The organism is Sodalis sp. C49 (assembly GCF_046352915.1).
GTDB lineage: Bacteria > Pseudomonadota > Gammaproteobacteria > Enterobacterales > Enterobacteriaceae > Acerihabitans.
The window spans coordinates 125,673-148,254 of the sequence record NZ_CP163303.1 but is presented as its reverse complement, the minus strand read 5'-3'; the positions used below and the strand labels follow the sequence as shown (position 1 = coordinate 148,254).

General features: G+C 61.2%; 19 protein-coding genes. 3 read left to right on the top strand and 16 right to left on the bottom strand.

Going from position 1 to position 22,582, the window contains the following annotated elements:
* Nucleotides 1-42 precede the first annotated feature (42 nt).
* Complete coding sequence (locus ABUK12_RS00605; RefSeq protein WP_410014465.1) at nucleotides 43-729, top strand: GntR family transcriptional regulator; 687 nt, start codon at nucleotides 43-45, stop codon at nucleotides 727-729.
* Nucleotides 730-845: 116 nt separating this feature from the next.
* On the opposite strand, the gene ABUK12_RS00600 is transcribed toward ABUK12_RS00605, so the two are convergent.
* Complete coding sequence (locus tag ABUK12_RS00600) at nucleotides 846-2,381, bottom strand: MFS transporter (protein ID WP_410014464.1); 1,536 nt, start codon at nucleotides 2,379-2,381, stop codon at nucleotides 846-848.
* Nucleotides 2,382-2,517: 136 nt separating this feature from the next.
* Entirely contained in the window at nucleotides 2,518-3,921 is a 1,404-nt protein-coding gene (uxaC, locus tag ABUK12_RS00595; RefSeq protein WP_410014463.1) for a glucuronate isomerase, read from the bottom strand.
* 333 nt (nucleotides 3,922-4,254) lie between these two features.
* Here uxaC and ABUK12_RS00590 point away from each other — a divergent pair, with 333 nt between their 5' ends.
* Complete coding sequence (locus tag ABUK12_RS00590) at nucleotides 4,255-4,824, top strand: DJ-1/PfpI family protein (RefSeq protein WP_410014462.1); 570 nt, start codon at nucleotides 4,255-4,257, stop codon at nucleotides 4,822-4,824.
* 42 nt (nucleotides 4,825-4,866) lie between these two features.
* Here ABUK12_RS00590 and ABUK12_RS00585 read toward each other — a convergent pair whose 3' ends face one another.
* From ABUK12_RS00585 to ABUK12_RS00560, 6 genes are all read right to left on the bottom strand, one after another.
* Nucleotides 4,867-5,997, bottom strand: a complete 1,131-nt coding sequence (locus ABUK12_RS00585) for a M20 family metallopeptidase (RefSeq protein ID WP_410014461.1) — start codon at nucleotides 5,995-5,997, stop codon at nucleotides 4,867-4,869.
* Between the two features lie 192 nt (nucleotides 5,998-6,189).
* Nucleotides 6,190-7,500 (bottom strand): MFS transporter, encoded by a 1,311-nt coding sequence (locus ABUK12_RS00580; protein WP_410014460.1) that lies wholly within the window; start codon nucleotides 7,498-7,500, stop codon nucleotides 6,190-6,192.
* A gap of 26 nt (nucleotides 7,501-7,526) precedes the next feature.
* Complete coding sequence (locus ABUK12_RS00575) at nucleotides 7,527-8,279, bottom strand: SDR family NAD(P)-dependent oxidoreductase (RefSeq protein ID WP_410014459.1); 753 nt, start codon at nucleotides 8,277-8,279, stop codon at nucleotides 7,527-7,529.
* A 14-nt stretch (nucleotides 8,280-8,293) separates the two neighbouring features.
* Nucleotides 8,294-9,058, bottom strand: a complete 765-nt coding sequence (locus ABUK12_RS00570; protein ID WP_410014458.1) for an acetoacetate decarboxylase family protein — start codon at nucleotides 9,056-9,058, stop codon at nucleotides 8,294-8,296.
* Nucleotides 9,059-9,091: 33 nt separating this feature from the next.
* Entirely contained in the window at nucleotides 9,092-10,303 is a 1,212-nt protein-coding gene (locus ABUK12_RS00565; RefSeq protein ID WP_410014457.1) for an alpha-hydroxy acid oxidase, read from the bottom strand.
* Nucleotides 10,300-11,154 carry a fumarylacetoacetate hydrolase family protein gene (locus tag ABUK12_RS00560; protein ID WP_410014456.1) on the bottom strand — a complete coding sequence of 285 codons (855 nt, stop codon included), beginning with the start codon at nucleotides 11,152-11,154 and terminating at the stop codon, nucleotides 10,300-10,302. The genes ABUK12_RS00565 and ABUK12_RS00560 overlap by 4 nt, the downstream gene beginning before the upstream one ends.
* Before the next feature lie 280 nt (nucleotides 11,155-11,434).
* Here ABUK12_RS00560 and ABUK12_RS00555 point away from each other — a divergent pair, with 280 nt between their 5' ends.
* Entirely contained in the window at nucleotides 11,435-12,406 is a 972-nt protein-coding gene (locus ABUK12_RS00555; RefSeq protein WP_410014455.1) for a GntR family transcriptional regulator, read from the top strand.
* Nucleotides 12,407-12,481: 75 nt separating this feature from the next.
* On the opposite strand, the gene ABUK12_RS00550 is transcribed toward ABUK12_RS00555, so the two are convergent.
* The 8 genes from ABUK12_RS00550 to ABUK12_RS00515 all read right to left on the bottom strand — a co-directional run bounded on the left by ABUK12_RS00550 (nucleotide 12,482) and on the right by ABUK12_RS00515 (nucleotide 22,574).
* On the bottom strand, nucleotides 12,482-13,531 hold the full coding sequence (locus ABUK12_RS00550; protein ID WP_410014454.1) for a cyclase family protein: 1,050 nt from the start codon (nucleotides 13,529-13,531) through the stop codon (nucleotides 12,482-12,484).
* 10 nt (nucleotides 13,532-13,541) lie between these two features.
* On the bottom strand, nucleotides 13,542-14,858 hold the full coding sequence (locus tag ABUK12_RS00545) for an MFS transporter (RefSeq protein ID WP_410014453.1): 1,317 nt from the start codon (nucleotides 14,856-14,858) through the stop codon (nucleotides 13,542-13,544).
* Nucleotides 14,859-14,944: 86 nt separating this feature from the next.
* Nucleotides 14,945-16,267 (bottom strand): MFS transporter, encoded by a 1,323-nt coding sequence (locus ABUK12_RS00540; protein ID WP_410014452.1) that lies wholly within the window; start codon nucleotides 16,265-16,267, stop codon nucleotides 14,945-14,947.
* 99 nt (nucleotides 16,268-16,366) lie between these two features.
* A complete protein-coding gene (locus ABUK12_RS00535; protein ID WP_410014451.1) occupies nucleotides 16,367-17,317 on the bottom strand; it encodes a phosphoglycerate dehydrogenase in 951 nt (316 codons plus the stop codon).
* 49 nt (nucleotides 17,318-17,366) lie between these two features.
* Nucleotides 17,367-18,251 carry a dihydrodipicolinate synthase family protein gene (locus ABUK12_RS00530; protein WP_410014450.1) on the bottom strand — a complete coding sequence of 295 codons (885 nt, stop codon included), beginning with the start codon at nucleotides 18,249-18,251 and terminating at the stop codon, nucleotides 17,367-17,369.
* 17 nt (nucleotides 18,252-18,268) lie between these two features.
* Nucleotides 18,269-19,417 (bottom strand): iron-containing alcohol dehydrogenase, encoded by a 1,149-nt coding sequence (locus tag ABUK12_RS00525; protein WP_410014449.1) that lies wholly within the window; start codon nucleotides 19,415-19,417, stop codon nucleotides 18,269-18,271.
* Nucleotides 19,418-19,735: 318 nt separating this feature from the next.
* Nucleotides 19,736-20,812 (bottom strand): ABC transporter ATP-binding protein, encoded by a 1,077-nt coding sequence (locus ABUK12_RS00520; protein WP_410014448.1) that lies wholly within the window; start codon nucleotides 20,810-20,812, stop codon nucleotides 19,736-19,738.
* A complete protein-coding gene (locus ABUK12_RS00515) occupies nucleotides 20,805-22,574 on the bottom strand; it encodes an ABC transporter permease (RefSeq protein WP_410014447.1) in 1,770 nt (589 codons plus the stop codon). Before ABUK12_RS00515 ends, ABUK12_RS00520 begins: the two co-directional genes overlap by 8 nt.
* Nucleotides 22,575-22,582: the final 8 nt, after the last annotated feature.

Below are 22,582 nucleotides of genomic sequence, written 5' to 3'. Positions count from 1 at the left end.
AATATATTCAGCTAAGCTATTTGATAAAACGGTCAATATCCTATGTCGCTCACCCATATCCTCCATGCCGGTCAGCCGGTAAATCAGCAGATTTACCGTTTCCTGCGCCAGGAGATTGTCACCTGCATAATCCCGCCGGGTTCGCTGCTTTCCGAAAAAGAAATCTCCGCGCGGTTTAATGTCTCGCGCCAACCCGTGCGCGAAGCTTTTATTAAACTGGCGGAAACCGGGCTGGTCCAGGTATTGCCCCAGCGCGGCACCTTTGTGCGTAAAATCTCCGCCAGGCTGGTTGAGGACGGGCGTTTTATCCGTGAATCGCTGGAAAGCGCCGTGGTACGCCGCGCCGCCAGGCAGGCCCGCCCGGAGTATCTTGAGCGGCTGGAATATAATCTGGAGCTGCAATCGCGCTCGGCGCAAAAAAACGATAGCTTTGAGTTCCTGCGGCTTGATGATGATTTTCACCGGCTTATCGCCGGCAGCATTGATTGCGCCCTGGCCTGGGAAACGGTGGAAAATATCAAGGCGGCGATGGACCGGGTGCGTTTTCTGACCTTAAGCGAAGTCTCGCCGCCGGACCGGCTTATCGAACAGCATCATCATATTCTCCGCGCCATTAAAGCCAAAGACGCCGACGCCGCCGAACAGGCGATGCGCCTCCATTTGCAGGAAATGATTTTCTCCATTACGCCTATTAGCGAGCGCAACGGCGAATGGTTTGAGGATGACTGAATAGCGCGTCATGGGCGTACGGAACGCGGCCGGCGCTACCGGCCGCGGGGATGGCGGGATGAGAAACAGCGGCGCGCGGCGCCGGGAATCAGCCCGGCCGCCGCGGCGCAATACCTTTACGCCGTCTCCGGCGCGGCCGCCGGCGCCACTTCCGGCACGGTATCCGGCCAGACCCTATCATAACTATAGCCGGTCAGGTCTTCGACGACAGCCCGGGTGCGCGGGTCGACCTGGCGTTTATCGCCGTTGTTCTTAAGCCGCTCGATGTCCTGCACCAGAATGGTATGGGTGCGTTTATTCAGTCTGAACGTCAGCGCGACGCACAGCGCCAGCACCAGCAGGCCGCCGGTACCGATAAACAGCAGCATGGCGATGGTCGTTACCGCCTGCGGGGACTGCACGGCGCTGCCGGTAATAAACCCCCCTTCCTGCAAAATCACGCCGACAAAAAAGGTGGCGATGGCAACACTTGTCTTGCGGGAAAAGGTCATCACCGCGGCAAACAGCCCTTCGCGGCGTTTTTTGGTCACCATCTCGTCGATATCGGGAATAAACGGAAAGACGTTCCAGGGGGTAAATTCCAACAGGCAGCGTCCTATCTGGTAGGTGATGGCGATAGCGTAAAGCATCAGGACCTTGGCCGGCGGATTATTCAGGTACACCGCAAGCAGCGCCCCCAGGCAAACCAGCATAATGGTATAGCCGCAAATATACAGGCGGGAGGGACCGTATTTAATAATCGCCATGCCCGCCAATAACGTCACCGGCAGGCCGATAATACTGAGGGAAAGCAGGCCCGCGGCAAATGACGCGGAGACGCTCAGGCAATACACGCAGAAAAAGACAAAGACGGTATTAAAGATATCCTTGGCGGTAAAAGACAGCAGGTAAATGGCGATATGTTTACGAAAAGCGCGTATTTTCAGCGTCGAGCCATACTCTATCCATAGCCGGCCAAAGCGCTTTAATTGCTCGCCAACGCTGTGTTTATCGGTGGATTTGGCGCGATCCAGATCCGCCAGCATGGCCGGCGTCAACGCCCGCTCCCAGGTCACGCTATACGAGACCATGATGCATACCGCGAACAGCACGGCAAAAAACAGGCCGTTAACCAAATAGGCCGTAGGGTTGTTTTCCCCGAAATGGCCAATCAGCAATCCCGGAATGAAGGTTGCCAGGAACGTGCCCATCGCCGAGAGGAACATGCGGCAGGTCGATAATTTGGTCCGCTGGTTAAAGTCCTTGGTCATTTCCGACGGCAGGGTTTCCCAGGGGATCAGCACCATCGCGGCAATGATTTCAAATAATAAATATACCGACAGATAAAACCAATAATTCATGCCGTTAAGCCACAATAAGGCATAGACCAGCATGAGCGGCGAACCGATTAATAAAAAGAAGCGCCGGCGGCCAAATTTTTTACCAAAATAGTTTTTGTAAAAATGGTCGGTAAAACTTCCCATAAACAGGCTGACGATAGCATCGACAATACGCGCGATACCCACAATCGACGCCGCCTGTATCGGCGACAGGCCGACAAAGGTCGTATAGTAGAACAATAGCCAGGCGCCGATAACGGTAAACGCCCCCCCGCCCATGATATCGGTAAGGCCATAGCCGATACCGATAGGTATTGTGACTTTCCTCGACATAACGTTAAGCCTCTATTTTAAATTTTATGCGGCGAGACAATAGATAATTATTCGCTGCATTTAAAAAATGACGATAAAGTCAAAAATAATATTATGTCTCAAATATTAAATCTGACTCATGCAATAACAGCGATCGCTAAAAATCAAAATAAACCTTGGCATTCTGATAACAAATATTACCGATAAGTTTTTCCAGCAAGGCCTGGTCGGCGGGAATATGTCCCGCCGTGACCCACTCGCCAATCAGATCACATAAAATGCGGCGAAAATAATCATGCCGGGTGTAGGAAATAAAGCTGCGCGAGTCGGTAAGCATACCGACAAAATTCATTAACAGTCCGTGGTCGGCCAGCGTGGTCAGTTGGCGGATCATGCCGCGCCGGGTATCGTTAAACCACCAGCCGGCGCCGAACTGCATGTTCGATTTAACCCCGCCCCCGGTTTGGAAATTGGCCAGCGTGGAGGCCACCACGTCATTGAGCGACGGATCCAGGTTATAAACGATGATTTTCGGCAGGGCGTCCCGTAGCGCCATGGCGTCGAACAGCCGGTTAAGATGCGGCGCGATGTCGGACTGATCGCAAATGGAATCGTAACCGACATTCGCGCCGAGCTGCTGAAACATCCGGGTATTGGCGTTACGCAGCGCGCCAAAATGGATCTGCATGGTCCAGCCGCGTTTGGCGTAAAAGCCGGCCAGCGCCAGCAGCACCGCGGATTGGTAACGGACCTGGTCGTCGCCCGCGAGCGCGTCGCCCGCCCTTTTCCGCTGGAACAGCGCTTCCTGTTCCATTGGCGTGGACGGTAAATAGGCAATACGCGTCAGGCCGTGATCGGAAAGCCTGCCGCCATGCTGGTGGAAATAGCCGACGCGGGCATCCAGCGCCGCCAGGTAGTCGTCAAAACGGTGAATGGCGGCGCCGTTGAGTTGCTCAAGACGGGCGATAAAGCGCCGGAAGACGTCGCCGTCGGCCTCCAGCGCCTCGTCGGGCCTGAACGTCGGCAGCACCCGGGTGGCAAAATCCGCGTCATCGCGCAACGCCTGATGGTATTCCAGGGAATCGGTCGGGGCATCGGTGGTACAAATGACCTCGACATTGGATTGACGTATCAATCCGCGCGGTGAAAACGATGGCTGTTGCAATAGCGGATTGACCCGATCCCAAACGCCCCGCCAGTTTTGACCGTTCAGGGGCTCGGTGATACCGAAATAGAATTTAAGCTCCAGATGGGTCCAGTGGTAGAGCGGATTGCCGACACAAGCCTCGACGGTCTGCGCCCAGGCCTGGAATTTTTCCATCGCACAGGCGTTGCCGGTAATGAATTCCTCGGGTATGCCGTTGGCGCGCATGGCGCGCCATTTATAATGATCCCCGGCCAGCCAGAGTTCGGTCAGGTTGGCAAAAGGACGATCCTCGGCGATAACCCGGGGATCAAGATGGCAGTGGTAGTCGATAATAGGCGCAAGCGCGGCGACCTGATGATAAAGCTCGCGCGCGCAATCGCTCTTTAACAAAAAATCCCGGTCGATAAATGCCATTTCACACCTGCTGATGATAAACAATGCGCACTACCATACTAGATGGTTCAACACGGTGTTTTGAACGCAGTCACACTTCTTGGGCAGGCGGCAAAATATCCCTATCGCGGCGCCGGTTATGACGAAACCTCTCTTAGCGCGCGCATTACGATAAGCCCCCACCGGCGCAGCGGCGCAGGCCGTCCCGGGGCTGTTTTGTTAGCCAAATGCCATTATTCAGGCGCTTTTTAAGCTAAAATAGCGTCATCAGGGCAGTGAATGCCCGGCTGGCCCTGCGCTGACATGGGCTGAATCTTGTGCCTTTCTCCTCCACCTCTCCAGGGAGTTTTCATCATGACCACAAAAAAGATTTTGCTGCTGGTCGGCGATTACGTCGAAGATTATGAAGCCATGGTGCCGTTCCAGGCATTGCAGATGCTGGGCCATCGCGTGGACGCCGTCTGCCCCGATAAAGGCAAGGGCGAATACGTGCTGACCGCGATCCATGATTTTGACGGCGCGCAGACCTATAGCGAGAAACCGGGCCATCGCTTTGTGCTTAACGCCGATTTTGCCGCCGCGCGGGCGCAGGACTATGACGCCCTGGTGATCCCGGGCGGCCGGGCGCCGGAATATCTGCGGCTCAATCCCGCGGTGATCGCCTTGGTGCAGGAATTTGACGCCGCCGATAAACCCATTGCCGCCGTATGCCACGGACCGCAGATCCTGGCGGCGGCCGGCGTGCTGAAGGGCCGCACCTGCAGCGCCTACCCGGCCTGCGCGCCCGAGATTCGCCTGGGGGGCGGCCAGTATGCCGATATCGGCGTCGATCAGGCCTGGGTGGACGATAACCTGGTCACCGCGCCGGCCTGGCCCGCCCACCCGCAATGGCTGGCAAAATTCGTCGAGCTGCTCGGCCGCTAGCCCTAGCCCCTGAGGCGCTACCGGCGCCATGCCGGCCGCGCCTCAGTCGATTTCTCCGCGGATAATTTCGGCCAGCAGCGCGGCCCGCAGCGGGATATCGGCGATAATGATATGTTCATGGCGGGCATGGATGCCGGCCCCGGTGGCGCCCAGGCCGTCAAGGGTGGCGATGCCCAGCGCGGAGGTGAAATTGCCGTCGCTGCCGCCGCCCACCGCCTTGCCCGCCAGCGCGACGCCCAGCCGTTGCGCGGCGCGTTGCGCCTGGCTAAACAAGGCCATGTTTTGCGGCGTTTGTTCCATCGGCGGCCGGGACATGCCGCCGGTTATCTCGATGCTGATCCCCGGCAGTGTCGCGCAGATGCCGTGAATCGCCGCCAGCAGGCGTTCCGCCTCCGCCATATGCGTGACGCGCAAATCCACGCCAAGGTAGGCCTGGTCGGCCACCACATTGATTTTGCCGCCGCCCTGCGCCGCCCCGACGTTAACCGTGGTGCCCATCTGCGGCGCGTTCAGGCTGTGCAGATACAGGATTTGATGCGCCATTTCCTGGATGGCGCTGACGCCCTCCTCCGGATTATTGCCGGCATGGGCGGCGCGTCCGGTAATCCTGATATCAAAGCGGCCCACGCCCTTGCGGGCGATTTTCGCCTCATGGGTATGGGCAACGGCTGGTTCCGCCACCAGCACGCGATCGGCGCCGGCCGCCTGCCGCTCTATCCATTGACGCGAGCTGGGGCTGCCCAGCTCCTCATCCGACGGGCATATAAAGACGACCCGTTGGCCGTGCAGCAACCCGCATTGTTGCAAGGCGCGCACCGCCCAGATCGCCTGGACCAGTCCCGCTTTCATATCCAGCACGCCGGGACCGAAAAGCTTGCCGTCCCGTTCAGCCATCTCCAGTTCGTCGAGTTCCCACACGGTATCGAAGTGGCCGAGAATGCAGGTCAGCCCGGGCCCCTCGCCGACGGAAAAGGACAGGTGATCGCCCAGCGTCTCCTGCCGGTATACCTGCGCGTCCGCGCCCAGGCGCTCGACCGCCATGCTTTGCAGCACCGCGCCGCACCGGTCCACCGCGGTTTTATTTAACGACGGCGACTGCGCCTGTACCAGGCGCTTGATATCGCCAAGGAGTTCGCAAGCGTGTCGTTGCAGGTAGTCATAGGGAGTTGGCATGGGTCGGTTTCCTGTCCGGGAGAGCGGGTGGGTGATGACGGATATCTATAACGTACTCTGCATCACATTTCCATACCGGTGTGAGTGAGAACGGCGCAAGCGCCCGCGCGATGGCGGCGACGGCATGGCCAAGACCGCCGCCGCTGACCCGTACGGCTTTGCCGCTGGGTTTTATCGTCCTCTTCTCCAGGGCTAATGATGGCGCAGGCCGCTGCGCAGGGTTTCGCCATAGGCCAGCGCGGCGATGAGCGACGCGCCGGCGGCGGCGATGACAAACCAGGCGGGCGACTGCAAATCCCCGGTGGCGCTCACCAGCCAGGTGGCGATAAAAGGCGCGGTACCCCCCAGCAGAGTGACGGGAATATTCAGGCTGACGGACAGCCCGGTATAGCGGATGCGGGTAGGCATGATTTCCGCCATGGCGCAGAGCGCGGTGGCCGAATGCGGGGCAAACGCCAGGCTCATCAGGCACAGCCCCAGCACCGTCTGGTTAAAATTGCCGGCGTTAAGCAGATGAAACGCCGGATAAGTGACCAGCGCAATGGCCAGCGAACTGGCGATCATCAGCGGGCGCCGGCCGATGATATCGCTCAGCCAGGCGAACCCGGGCAGCAGGCAGCAATAGAACGCCAGACTGTACAGATTGGCGCGCTGCGCCTGCGCCAGGGAGAACCCCAGCACCACCGACAGATAGGTGGGCGAATAAATATAATAGATATAAATACAGGCGGAAGGCGCCGCGATCAGCCCCATGCCGATCAGGATGGCGCGCCATTCCTGGCGTAATCCCGTCAGCAGCGGGGCTTTTTCCACCCCGGCGGATTTTTTCACCTTGGCGAAATGCGGCGTTTCCTCCAGCTTCAGGCGCAGATAAAGCCCGACGAACCCCAGGGGCAGCCCCGCCAGGAACGGCAGGCGCCAGCCCCAGGCATGCAGGTCTTCGGCGGACAGCAGGGCGGTCAGCGCCGTCGCCACCCCGCCGCCGGCCAGCAGCGCCAGGCCGATGGTGAAGGTTTGCCAGCCGGTATATAACCCCCGCCGGTGCGGCGGCGCGTATTCGGAAATAAACGACGTGGCGCCGCCGTATTCGCCGCCCACCGAGATTCCCTGGATCAAGCGGGCCAGCGTCAGGATCACCGGCGCGGCCAGGCCGATGGTGTCGTAGGTCGGCATTAAACCGATGACCGTGGTGGAGCCGGCTATCAGCATAATCGCAATCGACAGCGGTATTTTGCGGCCGTAGCGATCGCCCAGATGGCCGAAGATAATACCGCCCAGGGGACGGGAGGCGTAGCTGATGGCAAACACCGCAAAGGTGAGCAGCAGGCTGGCGGCCTGGTTTTCCGCCGGGAAAAACAGCCGGGCGATCACCGAGGCGAAATAGCCGTAAATCACAAAGTCAAAATACTCGATGAAATTACCGATGCAGGCGGCGACCAGCGCCCGTTTATGCTGCGCGGTCACCCGCGGCGCATACTGCGCCGTGATAATTTTTGAACTCATGGTGCATCTCCTCCAGGGGGATGGGATCAGGCCACGGTGCCGCCGCCGTCTACGACCAGCGACGCGCCGTTGATATGACTGGACGCCGGTGACAGTAAAAACGACACCATCTGCGCCACATCGTCGGGGGTGCCGTACGGCGCCGTCGTCGCCCGTTTGATGCCGCCGCCCGGCGCCTGTTCGGCCGCCATGCGATCGATGGCCTCGATCATGGCGGTTTGCGTGGGACCGGGCAGTACGGCGTTGACCCGCACTTGGCTGCCGACGCATTCCAGCGCGCTGCTCCTGACCAGGCCCAGCACCGCGTGTTTACTGGCGACATAACCGGCCATGTTGGCACGGCCGCGTATCGCCGACGTGGAGGCGATGGCCACGAAACTGCCGCCCTGCCGGCGCAGCAGCGGCAACGCGTACTTCAGGCAATAAAAGGTGCCGCAGGTATTTACCGCCAGCACCTGGCGAAACATGTCGCCGGGGTAGTCGCTTATCTCCCGCACGGCGCCCGCCATGCCCGCGCAGCTGACAAACCCCTGGCATCCGCCGTAGAGACGGGCGGCGGCGCCGGCCAGCGCCGCCACATCGCGCTCGCTGCCGATATCGCCGGCCACAGCCGTCGTTTCGGCGCCGAGCGACGCGCACGCGCGCCGGCACGCCTCAAGCGCCTGCGCCTCCTGTTCCGCCAGCACCAGGCGCCATCCCTGCCGCGCCAGGGTTAACGCCACCGCGCGGCCGATGCCGCCGCCCGCGCCGGTAATAATCGCCACCGGATCTGTCATCATGGTGCTCTCCGCGATCAGGGATAAAGACGCGCCAGCAGGCGGCGATCTTCCACGGCGAACCCGCCGCCATACACATCCGAGGTCATGAAATGCGCGCTCAGCACCTCAGGCTCCAGCGCCGCGATGGGATCAAACGGGCTGGCGTGCAATGTCCAGTCGATATGGCCGCGTACCGGCGCCGAATAGCGCAGCGGCGTGCGGCGATAGACCACATCGGCATAGGCGGTGGCCGGTTTTTCCGGATCGGGCAGGCGGCGCACATGAATTTCGCCCGCCGGCTGTTCCGCCTCGTCGGTGAGCAGCACCAGCGGCGCCGCGGCGTCGGGAGTAAAATGGAAATCCGCCAGCGGCACGTTGCGCCGCCGCACCCAGCCGCTGATTCGGCCGTCGTCGGTTTCACGGAAGGCGTAGTGGGTATCCTTTTTGGTGTAGCCGAACAGCTCGCGGCCGGCGCAGATGCCCATCGGGTCGCTGCAATACATGAAGATATGGGTTTGGGTAAACAACGACTGGTAACGCACCGGCACCGTGACCATCAAATCAAACATTTCCCCGCTGTGTAGTGCCAGGGTATGGCCGGGCGAAAGCATAAAACGGAACGCCACCCGGTCGTTGACCAGTTCGAAAGGGGTATCGCGCAGCAACGCCTCTACCTTGCGCCGTTCGACCCGGGTCACCACTTCCAGCGTGCGCAGCGGACATTCCCATTCCACGGGGTAGGCCGGCGCGTAGGGAGGATTGACGCCGCTGTCGGGATGCATTTTGTAATCGCCAAACATATAACACTCCTTTCCAGGATCCAGGGTTGATGTTCAGGGCGCCTCGGCGATGGACCGAAGCGCGGGGGTACGCGGCGCCGGCGCCGAGGCGACGGCAGGCCAGGGATAATCGACAATGGCGTCCGGACCAAGCTGCTCGAGGGCGGTGACGCCGCACAGCGCCATGGTCGCTTCCAGCTCCTTGCGCAGTATGTCAAGGCACAGGGCCACGCCCTGCTCGCCCAGGGCGCCGAGACCGTACAGAAAAGCGCGTCCGATCATCACGCTGTCCGCCCCCAATGCCAGGGCGCGCAGCATGTCCTGGCCGCTGCGGATGCCGCCGTCCATGATGATTTCGCCGGCATCCCCGACGCTGTCGGCAATCGCCCGCAGCGCGCTGATGCTGGACGGCGCGCCGTCCAGTTGCCTGCCGCCGTGGTTGGAAACGACAATGGCGTCGGCGCCGGCGCCGAACGCCCGGCGGGCGTCGCCGGCGTCCATGATGCCTTTAACAATCAGCCTGCCGCCCCAGCGCTGCTTCACCCAGTCGATATCGTCCCAGGTAACGGTACGGTCGAACTGACGGCTGACCCACTCGGCAAAACCCAGGGTATCGGTGACTCCCCGCGCATGGCCGACGATATTGCCGAACGTCCGGCGCGGCGTTCTGAGCATGGCGGCGCACCAGCGCGGGCGCGACAGCATGGACAGGATGCCGGACGCGGTCAGCGCCGGCGGCACCGACAGGCCGTTGCGGATATCCTTATGGCGCTGCCCCTGGATCGGCAAATCCAGCGTCAGCACCAGGGCGGAACAGCTTGCCGCGCGGGCGCGGGCGATCAGATCGGCGATAAACCCCCGATCCTTCATCATATACAGCTGTAGCCAGAACGGCTGCGCGAGCCGGGCGGCCAGGTCCTCGATGCTGCAGATGCTGACGGTGGACAGGGTGTAGGGCACGCCGGCCGCCGCCGCCGCGCGGGCGGCCAGAATTTCGCCATCCGGCCAGATCATGCCGGTCAGGCCGGCGGGCGCCAGCGCCAGCGGCAGCGCGGCCGGCTGACCCAAAATAGTGGCGCGGGTACTGATATCGGCGACATTGCGCCCGACCTGCTGGCGGAAATGCAGCCGCGCCAGATCGAGGCTATTGGCGCGGTAGGTGGACTCGGTCCAGGATCCGCTGTCGACATAATCGTAAAATAATCCCGGCACGCGCCGCCGTGCCAGGCGGCGGAGATCGTCCACGCAGGTGATGACCGGCTTCATAAGCCCGCCCCGGCCGCAACGACGGGATTATCCTGCTCGCCCAGCCCGCCGATGCCCGCCCTTACCCGCTGGCCGGGCGCCAGATAGACCGGCGGCCGTAATCCCATGCCCACGCCCGCCGGGGTGCCGGTGGCGATAATATCCCCCGCCTGCAGGCTCATAAACCGGCTGACATAGGCCAGCAGTTCCGCCACGCCGAAAATCATATCGCGGGTGGAGCCGTCTTGGCGGCGCACGCCGTCCACCTCCAGCCACAGCGGGAGATCCTGCACGTCGGTAATCTCATCCGGCGTCACCAGATACGGCCCGAGGGGCGCAAAAGTATCGGCGCATTTGCCTTTATCCCACTGGCCGCCGCGCTCCAGCTGATAGGCGCGCTCCGACACATCGTTGAACAGGCAGTAGCCCGCCACGTGTTCCATCACCCGCCCCGGCTCCAGGTAACGTCCGTCCTGGCCGATAACAATCCCCAGCTCCACTTCCCAGTCGACCTTGGCCGCCCCGGGAGGAATTTCGATCGCGTCAAAAGGACCGGTGATGGCGCTGGCCGCTTTTAAAAACAGGATAGGCTCGGTGGGCAACGCCATCCCGGCCTCCCGGGCGTGGTCGCGATAATTCAGTCCGACGCAAATGATTTTACCCACCCCGGCGATACAGGGCCCCAAACGCGCCTGCGCCGGAACCCGCGGCAATGTGCGCGCATCCAGGCCGTGCAGCCGCCGCAGCTGGCCGGAGGAAAGCGCGGCCCCGCGCCAGTCGTCGATTACGCCGCCCAGATCGCGCCGCTCTCCCTGACGGTCAATCATGCCGGGCCGTTCCCGCCCGTCGTCTCCCCACCGAAATATCTTCATCCGTCTTCCCCTTGCCCGGCCATCACCGGCTGGCGACGGCGCAGGCATTAATATGTACTTTGCATACAAAACACATTTACTTAAGGCGAAATGCATCAACATGTCAAAAAAAAGTAAACGAAATGATAAATCCGTCACTTTTTATGCCCTGGATGTGAGAGCGATCACGTAAGGAGTTTGATGCGTTGGGACGGCATAATGAAAAACGATGCCGCTAGCCGATGGCGGCGATTTGATTGTGATATGCTGATAAACAGGTACTCATTGAAATGATTAAGCTATGTCGGAATCTACGGATAAACACTCTATTCAGCATCGCGCCTATCAGCTGTTGAAATCCATGATCGACGACGGCCGGCTCTCTCCGGGCGAAAGACTGCTGGAGGTGCATGTGGCCAAGGCGTTCGGCATCAGCCGTTCCCCGGCGCGCCATGCGCTGAAAAGACTCTGCGAGCAACAGCTTATCCAGGAAGTCGAGGGACGCGGTTATGAAGTGGCCGGCGCGCGCGCGACGGACGGCGTGGCGCACCATGCCAATCTGGATATGATCAAAATCCCGGCCGTAGCGCGCTGGGAAAGCATGTACGGCCAGCTGGAACAGGCGCTGTGCGCCAGTATTATTTTCACGTCCGTGCGTATTATCGAAGAACGCGTGGCGGAACATTTTAACGTTAGCCGCACGGTGGTAAGGGATGTGCTGGCCCGGATGCACAGCGTCGGGCTGGTCAGCAAAGACGCGCCCGGCCGCTGGATTGCGCCCCAGGTGACGCCGGAACGAACGCATCATCTCTACGAAATCCGCTGGCTGCTCGAGCCGCCGGCCCTGCTGCAGGCCGCGCCCCGGGCGCCAAGGCTTCATATGGAGCAGGCGCGCAACCGGGTAAAACAATCGCTGGGCGGCTTTCCGCGCGACGGGTTTAACATGGATGTGGTCGAAAACGATTTGCACGACATTTTATTGTCGTATTGCCCCAATAAAGAGATCCTGCAGACGCTGGCGCGCACACGGATTTTATTTGTTCCCACCCGCTATTTATTTGATCCGGTGCTGCAAATCCCGCTATCGTTAATCGAGGATGCCCTGCACGAGCACCTGCACATCTACGATCTGCTGCTGGCCCATGACCATCAGGGGGCGGCGGATACCCTGTGCCGCCATCTCCAGCGTGCGGATGAACGCTGGCTGCAGCGGTTCAGCAGCGCTTTCGGGCTGCCCAAGGTGCAAATTCCCGCCTATCTGGTGCCGCTGTGACGTCCGGGCCCCTTTTCGCTGACCTCCCGGCCGCGGCGCCGGGACGTCGGTACGGGGATCTCTTTTTATCACGGCTTACACCGTGGCAACCGGCGTGACGGGCGAGCCTACCGCGCCCGGCAGCCGCAATGGCGGCGCGGTCAGCAAGAACGCGTGGCGTTGATGGGCGCAAAGCCAATCGGCGAGTTCGCTTAAATGCCACAGCTCGCCCAGGTAAACGCCCAGCCGGAACAGGCACAGATCGTGCAGGGGATGCGAGGGATAAAAATCCTGGTGCAACGGGCGCGCCGGCAATATTTCCACGGCCGGATTGTCGGCAATTAACGCTACCACGCCGCATTCTGCAACCCATTGGCGCAGCGCCGGATCGCCGCCGTCCAGGCCGGCAAAATGATGTGCGAGATAATCCGCGTCCGGGGCGCCGCCCATGGCAAATATAGCCTCATCCATACCGGTACGGAAACACACCATATCCCCGGGCCGGATGACGATATTGTCCGCCGCCAGGATCTGTTGCAGCTGCGCATAGCCAAAGGCAAAGCGCCGGATGCCGAAATGCTTTTTGATGTCGATCATCACCGCCCGCCCCTGGACGCCATGCCGCGCCATATTTTCAATACCCAGCCGCTTTGCGCCCTGGTGGCCGCCCTGGCCGCAGCCGCAGCCGGGCCGGAAATCACGCTCGCCGATGATATCCACACCGGCGCGGTAGCCGTTATAGAACACCATTTCGGGCGTGCCGTCGCCGCGCACGTCGAACCATTGGCCCATATGCGCCAGGCTGTCCCACTGCGTGGAATATTGCAGCGCCAGCGTCACGCTGTCGTCGCAGATGATATCGGTCAGGCGGGCGTCATCGCGCGACAGCGGATAGGTCATGTTGGGATGCTCGCCGCGCCGCGTGGCGTTAAGCCTGGGCGGCGGCCGCCTGGGATTCATCGCCGTGCCGCCGGGCAGATCCAGCGGCAGGCTCAGGCAAAAGGTGCGACCGGTTTTTACCTCGGCCACGCCCTCGCGCACTTTCTCAGGCGTCAGCAAATTAAGCCGGCCCAATTGATCGTCGGGGCCAAAATCGCCCCAGGTGGCGTATTCCGGACGCCGGGTCCAACGCGTTTGTTCGCTCATCGTCCTCTCCTTACGCCTGCGGGGTTAAGCGCATCGGCTCGACCCTGGGCAGCCACACGGCATAAATCAACGCGCCGAACAGCCCCACGATCCCCGCCAGCACCAGGGGAATCACAAAAGAATGGGTAAACTGCATCAGCACGCCTATCAGTATCGGTGAAATAATGCCGGCGAGATTGGCCGCCATATTCTGGATGCCGCCGATGGTGGCGACATTGGCGCGGTTGGGGGCCACGTCCGAGGGCAGCGCCCATAGCGCCGCCGAGGCGAAGGTCGCGGCAAAGTTGGCGAAGCAGAGCGCGGACAGCGCCAGGGTGACGGTAGGTGAAAAAGCGGCCAGGCCAATCACCGAGCTGCCCAGCATACCGCCCACCAGCGGAATTTTACGCGCCACCGACAGCGAAACGCCGCGCCTTACCAGGCTGTCCGACAGCAGCCCCCCGCACCAGCCGCCGACAATGGCGGCGATACCGGGCAACATGCCCAGCAGGCCGAACTTCATCAGCGAAAGATGGAAGGTTTCCACCAGATAGGTGGGAAACCAGGTAAAAAAGAAATAGGAAACAAAGTTGATACAGAAAAAGCCGGCCATCATGGCCTGCACGGTACGCTGCGCCATGAGCTGGCGCACGCTCATCGGCGCGCCGGTGGCCTGCTCCTGGTTGGCCTCGATAAACGCCACCTCCTCCCGCGACACCGTGCCGTGCTGGCGGGGGTCGCGATACCACAGGTACCAGCCTGCCGCCCAGATGACGGCCACCAGGCCGGAAATGACAAAGGTCATGCGCCAGCCCACCCCGGCTATCAGGAACGAGATCAACGGGATAGCCAGGGTGCCGCCGATTTTGCTGCCGTTATTAAAGGTGGCGGCGGCAAAACTGCGCTCCTGGCGCGGAAACCAGCGGGTGACGGTCGCCGCGCTGGCGGGATAGCTGGGGGCCTCGACGGCGCCGAGCACAAAACGGAACCCCACCAGGGCGCCGATGCCGTGCGCCAGGCCGCAGGCGGCGGTGGCCAGGCCCCAGCCCAGGCTGCTGATGGCGAAGGTTACCCGCGGTCCCCACTTATCCACCAGCCAGCCGCCGGGCAGTTGAAATAACACATAGCTCCAGAAAAAGGCGGACAACAGCAGGCCGCTGTCGGTGCTGGATAAATGCAATTCCTCCGACATAAACGGCATCGCCACGCTCATGGCGGCGCGATCGATATAATTGATCGCGATGCCGACGGACAGTACGGTGAGAATAAGAAAGCGCATTTTTCCCATAGCCCTCGCGTTAACGACGGTCTCGGGCATAGCCGCGCTGTTATTGGAATCAAGCGACATAAAGCCTCCATAACATGATGGTTAACGGCAGGTATCCGAACACACATCATCGCGCCGGCGGCGGCCGGGCGATGATGTGTGGCAGGCTAGGCACGGCTGCGCAGGGACACCGGCCGTTTGCCCGCCGGGGCGTCCTCGACGATGGGCTCCACCTTCCCCATCAGGAACAGGTAGTTGATAATGCCGAGCACCACCAGCCCGGCGGAGAACACCAGCGCAAAGGTAAACGAGCCGGTGGCCGCCACGATGGCGCCGGTCACGATGGGACCGATGGCGCCCCCGAGGTTGGAGACGGTATTTTGCAGGCCGGCGACGATGGAGACGCTGTTTTTCGGCGCCACATCGCCGGGCAGCGCCCAGACCTGCGAAGCCGCGACGGTGGTGCCGGATTTCGCCACGCACAGCAGCAGCACGGTCATGAAAATGGAATCCGTAAACGGGGCGAAACCGATGCACAGCGCCATCAGCAGGCCGACTGTCAGGAACAGCTTGCGCGTGGCGGTCAATGACAGGCGCCCGCTCTCCACCACGCGATCCGAGGCCCAGCCGGCGACCACTTCAATCACCATGCCGCAGATCAGCGGCAGCGCGGCCACCATGCCCATCTTGATAAAATCCATGCCCTTTTCCTGCACCAGATAGGTCGGCAGCCAGGTGATAAAGAAATAGGAGGTATAATTTATGGTGAAAAAGCCCAGGCACATGGCCCAGATATTGCGATAGCGCAGCAGCTTGTACCACCGCATCGGCAGCACGGATTTGTCGCCGTGTTTCTGCACCTGTCCGTCCAGGATATAGCTGACTTCCTGCGCGCTGATGCGTTTATGATCCGCCGGGTTTTCGGTATAGATGAAATACCAGGCGATCACCCACAGTATGCCGATGCCGCCGATGATCATAAACGTCAGCCGCCAGTCCACCATATAAATCATCCATACGATAAGCGGCATGGCCACGGCGCCGCCGAACTTCGAGGCGCTGTCGAACAGGCCGGAGACGGTGGCGCGTTCCGTATCAGGGAACCAGCGCGCGGTAATGCCGGCGTTGCTGGGATACGCCGCGGCCTCGCCGACGCCCAATGCCAGGCGCAGCGCCAGCAGGGATTTAAACCCGGTAGCCAGCCCCATGACCGAGGTGGCGATGGACCACCAGGCCACCGCCAGGCCGAGCCCCTTTTTCTGGCCGAAACGGTCGGCAAACCAGCCGGCCGGAATTTGCAGCAGCGAATAAGACCAGAAAAACGCGGCCATGATAAAGCCCATCATTTCCGCGTTCAGGCTGAGTTCTTTGATCAGGTGCGGCGCAGCGGCGGAGAGTACGGTGCGATCAATATAGTTAATGGCAATGGCCAGCCACATCAGTCCGGCGACCCACCAGCGAATGCGCGATTTAGCAGCTATTGTATTCATCGTCAACGAGCCTGTAGAGGAGAGGTTTAAGTCGCCGGATAACGTATTATCCGGCATTGCATACCAGGCGGCGGCCGCGCCCGTTATTTTTCGACGCCGTTATAGCGCGTTCATGATATTCACCGGCCGCTCATGCTGGCAGACGCACTGGATAATCTGCTGTACGCAGCGTTCGCCGATGGCGCTGATGGCGCCGTCGGTATAGCCGGCGATATGGGATGTCGGCAGGAAATTAGCCAGCGTAAACAGCGGATGGGCGGCCAGCGGCTCCTGGGTAAACACATCGGCGGCCGCGCCGGCGATGACCCCGTCGCTGAGCGCCGCATACAGGTCCTGTTCGTTAACCACGCCGCCGCGCGCCACGTTGATCAGGAACGCCGAGGACTTCATGCGCTTGATGCGCGCCGCGTCGAATAAATTGCGCGTCTCATCGGTCAGCGGCGTATGCAGGGTAATAAAATCGCTTTCGGCGGTCAGCCTGTCCAGCGTGACGAATTCGACGCCGTGTTCGGCGGCAAAACGTTCGTCCGGGTAAAAATCAAACGCCAGCACGCGCATAGCGAATCCCCGCGCCCGCAGGGCCACCTGCTTGCCGATATTGCCCAGGCCGACAATGCCTAAGGTCTTGCCGTAGACGTCGGTGGCAAAAATACGCGGCCAATCGCCCGCGCGCGTGCCGGCCACCGCCTGCGTCACCTGGCGCGCGCCGCTCAGCATCAGGGAAAAGGCAAAGTCGGCGACGGCATGCTTATTGGCGTCGGGTACGTTGGTGACGTAAATGCCGCGCGCGCGCGTGGCGTCCAGATCGATATTATCGACGCCGACGCCATGTTTGCAGACGATCTTCAGGCCGGGCGCCGCGTCGAGCAACGCGGCGTTGACCTCGGTAAAGGCGACGATCATCGCCACCGTGTCCGCCAGATGCGGCTCAAGGGCGGCAAGTGGCGCGTCCGCGGGTAACATTATCAGTTCAAAACCCTGTGCTTGCAGCCGGTCGATGGGGGAAGCATCGTATTTGGCAAACGAGGGCGAGGTGCAGATCACTTTCATCGTAGCGTCCTGGTAGGTCACAAGGCGGCACCCGGGTGCCGCGCCGCCATCACTGCAGATATTGATTCACGATATGGCGAATCTTCTGCTCCTGTTCCGCGCTGAACCGGACGGCGTAACGGCTTTCGCCCACGTCATGGCCCATCAGCGCCACCGCTTTTTTCACCGCCGCCGGAGAAAAGGCCACGCTGTAAAGATCGGTGCGCAACCCTGTCACGTTTTCCTGCGCCCGGCGCGAACCCGCGATATCGCCGGTATGGAACAATGACCAGATGGCGTTGATTTCACGGGGCGCGACGTTGGCCAGCCCGGAAATGCAGGCGGTGCAGCCGTCGACAAAACCCTGGTGAATCAGGGAGTCAGGGCCGTTCAGCACGTTAAAACCGTCGATGTCCGCGGCGACTGCCAGGAAACCGCTCAGGCTTTCGTAGCTGCCCGCGCTGTCCTTGATACCGATAATATTGGGGTGCTGCGCCAGGTCGCGCACGGTATCCGGCTGTAACGTATTGCCGGTGCGCGCCGGAATATTGTAGAGGAATACCGGCACCTCGAGGGCGTCCGCCACCGCCCGGTAGTGAGACATTAATTCATCCTGTTTCAGCGGCACAAAATACGGCGTGATCACCGAAACCGCGTCGACCCCCAGTTTGGCCACCTGCCGGCCAAGGCGAATGGTATCGCGCGTGGATATTTCACCGATATGGGCCACCACCGCCGCCTGGCCCGCCGTTTCATCGACGCAGGTTTCGGTAACCGCCAGCTTTTCACGCTCGTTAAGCACGAAGAACTCGCCGTTGGTGCCGCCGCAGAAAATCCCGTTGCCGGCGTCCAGCTGGCGCCGGATCTGAGCGCGCATCGCCTTGGGATGGTATTCGCCCTGAGGGTCGAAGGTGGTGACGATGGCGGTCAGTACGCCTTGAATAGTGTGGCTCATAATATCCTCTTGATTAATCAATAATTCTTTTGCGGAAATAACGCCAGGTAGATGCCGCGGACATCCGCCGCGCTCACGGGCGCGGGGACATTTTTCATCAGCCGCTGTACATCCAGCGCCGCCGTCACCAGATAAGAGAGATTATCGGCGGCGATCCCCAGCTCATCCAGGCTGGCGGGAAGCCGCAGACGTTTTACCAGCGCGGCGAAATAGTCCACCAGCGCGTGTGATTTCTCTTCCTCGTCAAGCGACGTATCGGCCGTGGGCAGCAAATCGTAGGCCCGGGCGAATTTCTTTACCGCCGCCGGCCGTACGAAGCGCATGCAGGGAGCGAGCAGGATAGCGTTGGCCACGCCGTGCGGAATATGGTACTTGCCGCCCAACGGGTAGGACATGGCGTGGACCAAATGGGTGCCGGCGTGGGCAATCGCCGCGCCGCCGTAATAGGATGCCCACAGCATATCCAGACGCGCTCCCAGGTTGGCGGGCTCGGCCACCGCGGTTTCCAGGCTGGCGAACAGTTTTTTCAGGCCGATCAGGGCATAGTTATCGCTGACCGGGTTGGCGACGGTGGCGGTAAAACATTCGATTAAGTGGCATAACGCATCGATGCCGGTGGAGGCGGCGATATGCGCGGGCATGCTGGTGGTGAGTTCCGGCGCCAGCGCCACGATATCGGGCAGCATGATCGGCGAAATGATGCCGACTTTGGTCTCTTGTTCCGGAATGGCCAGTATGGCGTTGGGCGTGGCTTCCGAGCCGGTGCCGGCGGTGGTGGGGATCAGCATCGAGGCGACGCGGGCGCGCGGTTTTTCGCCGGCCAGCAGCGCGTCAAGCGTCGGCGCGCCGGGCACGCACAGCACCGACAACAGTTTCGCCACATCCAGCACGCTGCCGCCGCCGATGCCGATAACCATATCGACGTCCCGCACCTCCAGCGACGCCAGGATGCGCGCGACGTCATGCTGACTCGGCTCCGGCGGCACGCTGTCGATAATATCCACCCGGCGGTCCGGGCTGCGCGCCTGTGCCATCACCGCGCGCACCGCGGGTATGGCGGCGATATTTTTATCCGTCACCAGCAGCACGCGCCGCTTATCCTTAATAATGTAGCCGATGTCGCTAAGCGCCTGGTAACCGCTGATAACGGTGCTATTGATATTCATTAATCCCGCCTCGCCTCCGACGCCCTGTTCTGATGTCGTTATATTGATTATATTTTGTCATTTTGACCGCATTACTCTTGCCTGTCTTGGCTATTTTATAGGTTATATGCGCCATGATTACCTTGATCATGCTCACATTTAATCAATTATGATTTTATATAATCACAAGCAATCATTTTGTCGCCGGCGGGGTAAGCGCCGGGTCAATGGCCTGCGAAGGGTGGTAACGAGAAAGGCCAGCGGGAACGCTGGCGGGCGATATTGACGTGACAGGGTGTCACTTTTTAATCCGGTCCGGGGTCGGCCGGCGTTCAACGTCTATAAAGGAAAGATCCAGACCTGTCCGGCGGGCAATGACAGCCGGCACAGCCCGTCGCGCGCGGCGGTATCGCCATAGGCGCGCACCGGTATGCCCTCGGCGGCGGTGCGGAACAGGTATTCCCAGCGGTTGCCAAGGTACATGCGGGTCAGCAGCGGCAGTGAAAGCGTATTATCCCCGGCATCGGCGGCCCCGTCGGCAAAGCGTACCTGTTCCACCCGGATAACGGCCGCCGCCTCCTGCCCGACCGCCAGCCCCGCGCCGGCGCCGCCCCACAGCGACCAGTCCTGGCCGTCGATGCGCGCCCGCCCCTCGCGCAGTTCCATCACGCGGCCGTTCAGGCGGTTGTTGCTGCCCATAAACTCGGCGGTAAACAGGGTCGCCGGCGCGCCGTACATTTCCTGCGGGGTGCCCTGCTGCTCTATCCTGCCGTTATTGAGCAATAAAATCCGGTCTGAAATGGCCATCGCCTCGTGCTGGTCATGGGTGACCATCAGCGCCGACAGGCCAAGCCGGATAATCAGCTCGCGCAAGAACACCCGCGCCTCCTCGCGCAGTTTGGCGTCCAGGTTGGAGAGCGGTTCGTCGAGCAGGATAATGGGCGGGTTATAGACCAGCGCCCGGCCGATGGCCACCCGCTGTTGCTGTCCGCCCGAGAGCTGGTGGGGGTGGCGTTGGCCCAGATGCCCCAGGCCCAGCTGATCGAGTACCGCCTGCACGCGGCGGGTCAGCTCCGCGGACGGCACCTTACGCAGTTTAAGGGGGTAAGCGACGTTGTCGAATACCGTTTTGTGCGGCCAGAGCGCGTAGGACTGGAATACCAGCCCCAGGTTGCGTTCCTCCGCCGGCAGCTCGACGCCGGCGGCGCCGTCGTACAGTAGGGTATCGCCGATGGCGATGCGGCCCTCGGTGGGTTTTTCCAGCCCGGCCACCGCCCGCAGCAGGGTGGTCTTGCCGCTGCCTGAAGGCCCCAGCAGCGACACCACCTCCCCCTGCGCCAGCTGCATCGATACCCCGCGCAAAACCGAATTATCGCCGTACTTCAGGTGCAGGTTCTCCACCGACAGCTCAATCATACATTTTCACTCCAAAACGTAAGGCGACGCCCAGTCCGAGCACGACAATCAAAATATTGATAAACGACAGCGCCGCCACGATGTCGATGGCCCCCGCCGCCCACAACGACACCAGCATCGAACCGATGGTTTCAGTGCCGGGGGAGAGCAGGTATACGCCGGTGGAATATTCACGCTCGAAGATCAGGAACATCAGCAGCCAGGAGCCGATCAGGCCGTAGCGGGATAACGGAATGGTGACATGGCGGGTGACCTGGCCCTGGCTCGCGCCGGTGCTGCGCGCGGCTTCTTCCAGCTCCGGCCCCACCTGCAGCAGCGTCGAGGATATCAGCCGCAGCCCGTACGCCATCCAAACCACTGTGTATGCCAGCCATACGCTGAAAATGGTGTTGCGCAAGGATCGCAGCCAGACGATAAAATGCTCGCGCAGCCCGTCGGCAAACGGCAGCGCCGACAATAATCCGTCTTTCAGGGAGCGATCCAGCCACATGGGAATAAACAGGAACACCCATAAAAACGCCAGCCCCGCGAGCAGGCCGGGCACGGCCCTGGGCACCAGCACGCTGTAATCCATAAAACGGGTGACGCCGTCCGGTTTGCGATGCAGCGCCAGGCCGATAAACAGATAACACATTACCGCGATGGCGCCGCCAATCACGCCGATGCTGATGGAATTGACAATGGCGCGCATCAGATTGGTCTGCCCGAGGATGAGGCGGAATGTCTTGAGCGACAGCTGCGCCCAAATATCCACCCCCACCCCCCAGTTGGTGATAAACGCGCGCAGCATGACGCCCGCCAGCGGTACGCCGATGGTGACCGTCAGCCACGCCACCACCACCACGCCCGCCACCCAGCGCCATTTACCCAACGGCAGCAGCCTGGCCTGCGCGGCTTTGCCTTTGACGGTGACAAAGCGGTTCGCGGTGCGCATCAGCCGCCGCTGCAGCATGACCAGGGGCACGGTGAGGCAAATCAGCACTACCGCCACCGCCGCCATCAGATGATAGGACGGCGTGCCGAGCTTATTGGTCAGTTGGAACAGATAGGTGGCCAGCACCAGGTTGCCTTCGGGATCGCCGAGCACCAGCATCAGGCCGAACACTTCCAGCCCGAGGAAAAACAGCAGCACGCAGGCGTAGAGGATCGCCGGGCGTACCATCGGCAGGCTGACCGAGAGCATCACCTGCAGCGGGGTGGCGCCCACCGTGCGCGCCGCCTCCTCCACATCCGATCCCACGCTCCTGAGCGCCGAGGAAATGTACAGATAGGCGTGCGGCACGTGGGTCAGACCGGCAATGACCACGATGCTGCTCATGGCGTAGATATCCCACGGAATAAAGCCCACCAGGCTTTGCGCCCAGAGCGAGAAAAAGCCTACCGGCCCCGCCGCCACCACGTATCCGAACGCCAGCACCATCGGCGAGACAAACACCGGCACCAGGATCAGCGGCTCGATAAACCGGCGGCCCGGCAGGTCGGTCCTGATCATCAGGAACGCCAGGATGCCGCCGAGCGGGATGGCGATGGCCACCAGGCCGAAGGCCAGGATAAAGCCGTTGCGCAGGGCTTTATAGAAGTCGGGATCGGTGAAGATAAAGCGGAACGCTCCCAGGCTGAACACCTTTGAGGGTGAAAAGAACGGGGCGGACAGGAAGCTTTGGATAATGATAAATGACAGCGGTACATAGATAACCAGCGCGGTTAACAGCACGACCACGCCTCTCGGCAAACGCCGCCAGGTAGTGCGCAATGTCTTCATAATGATCC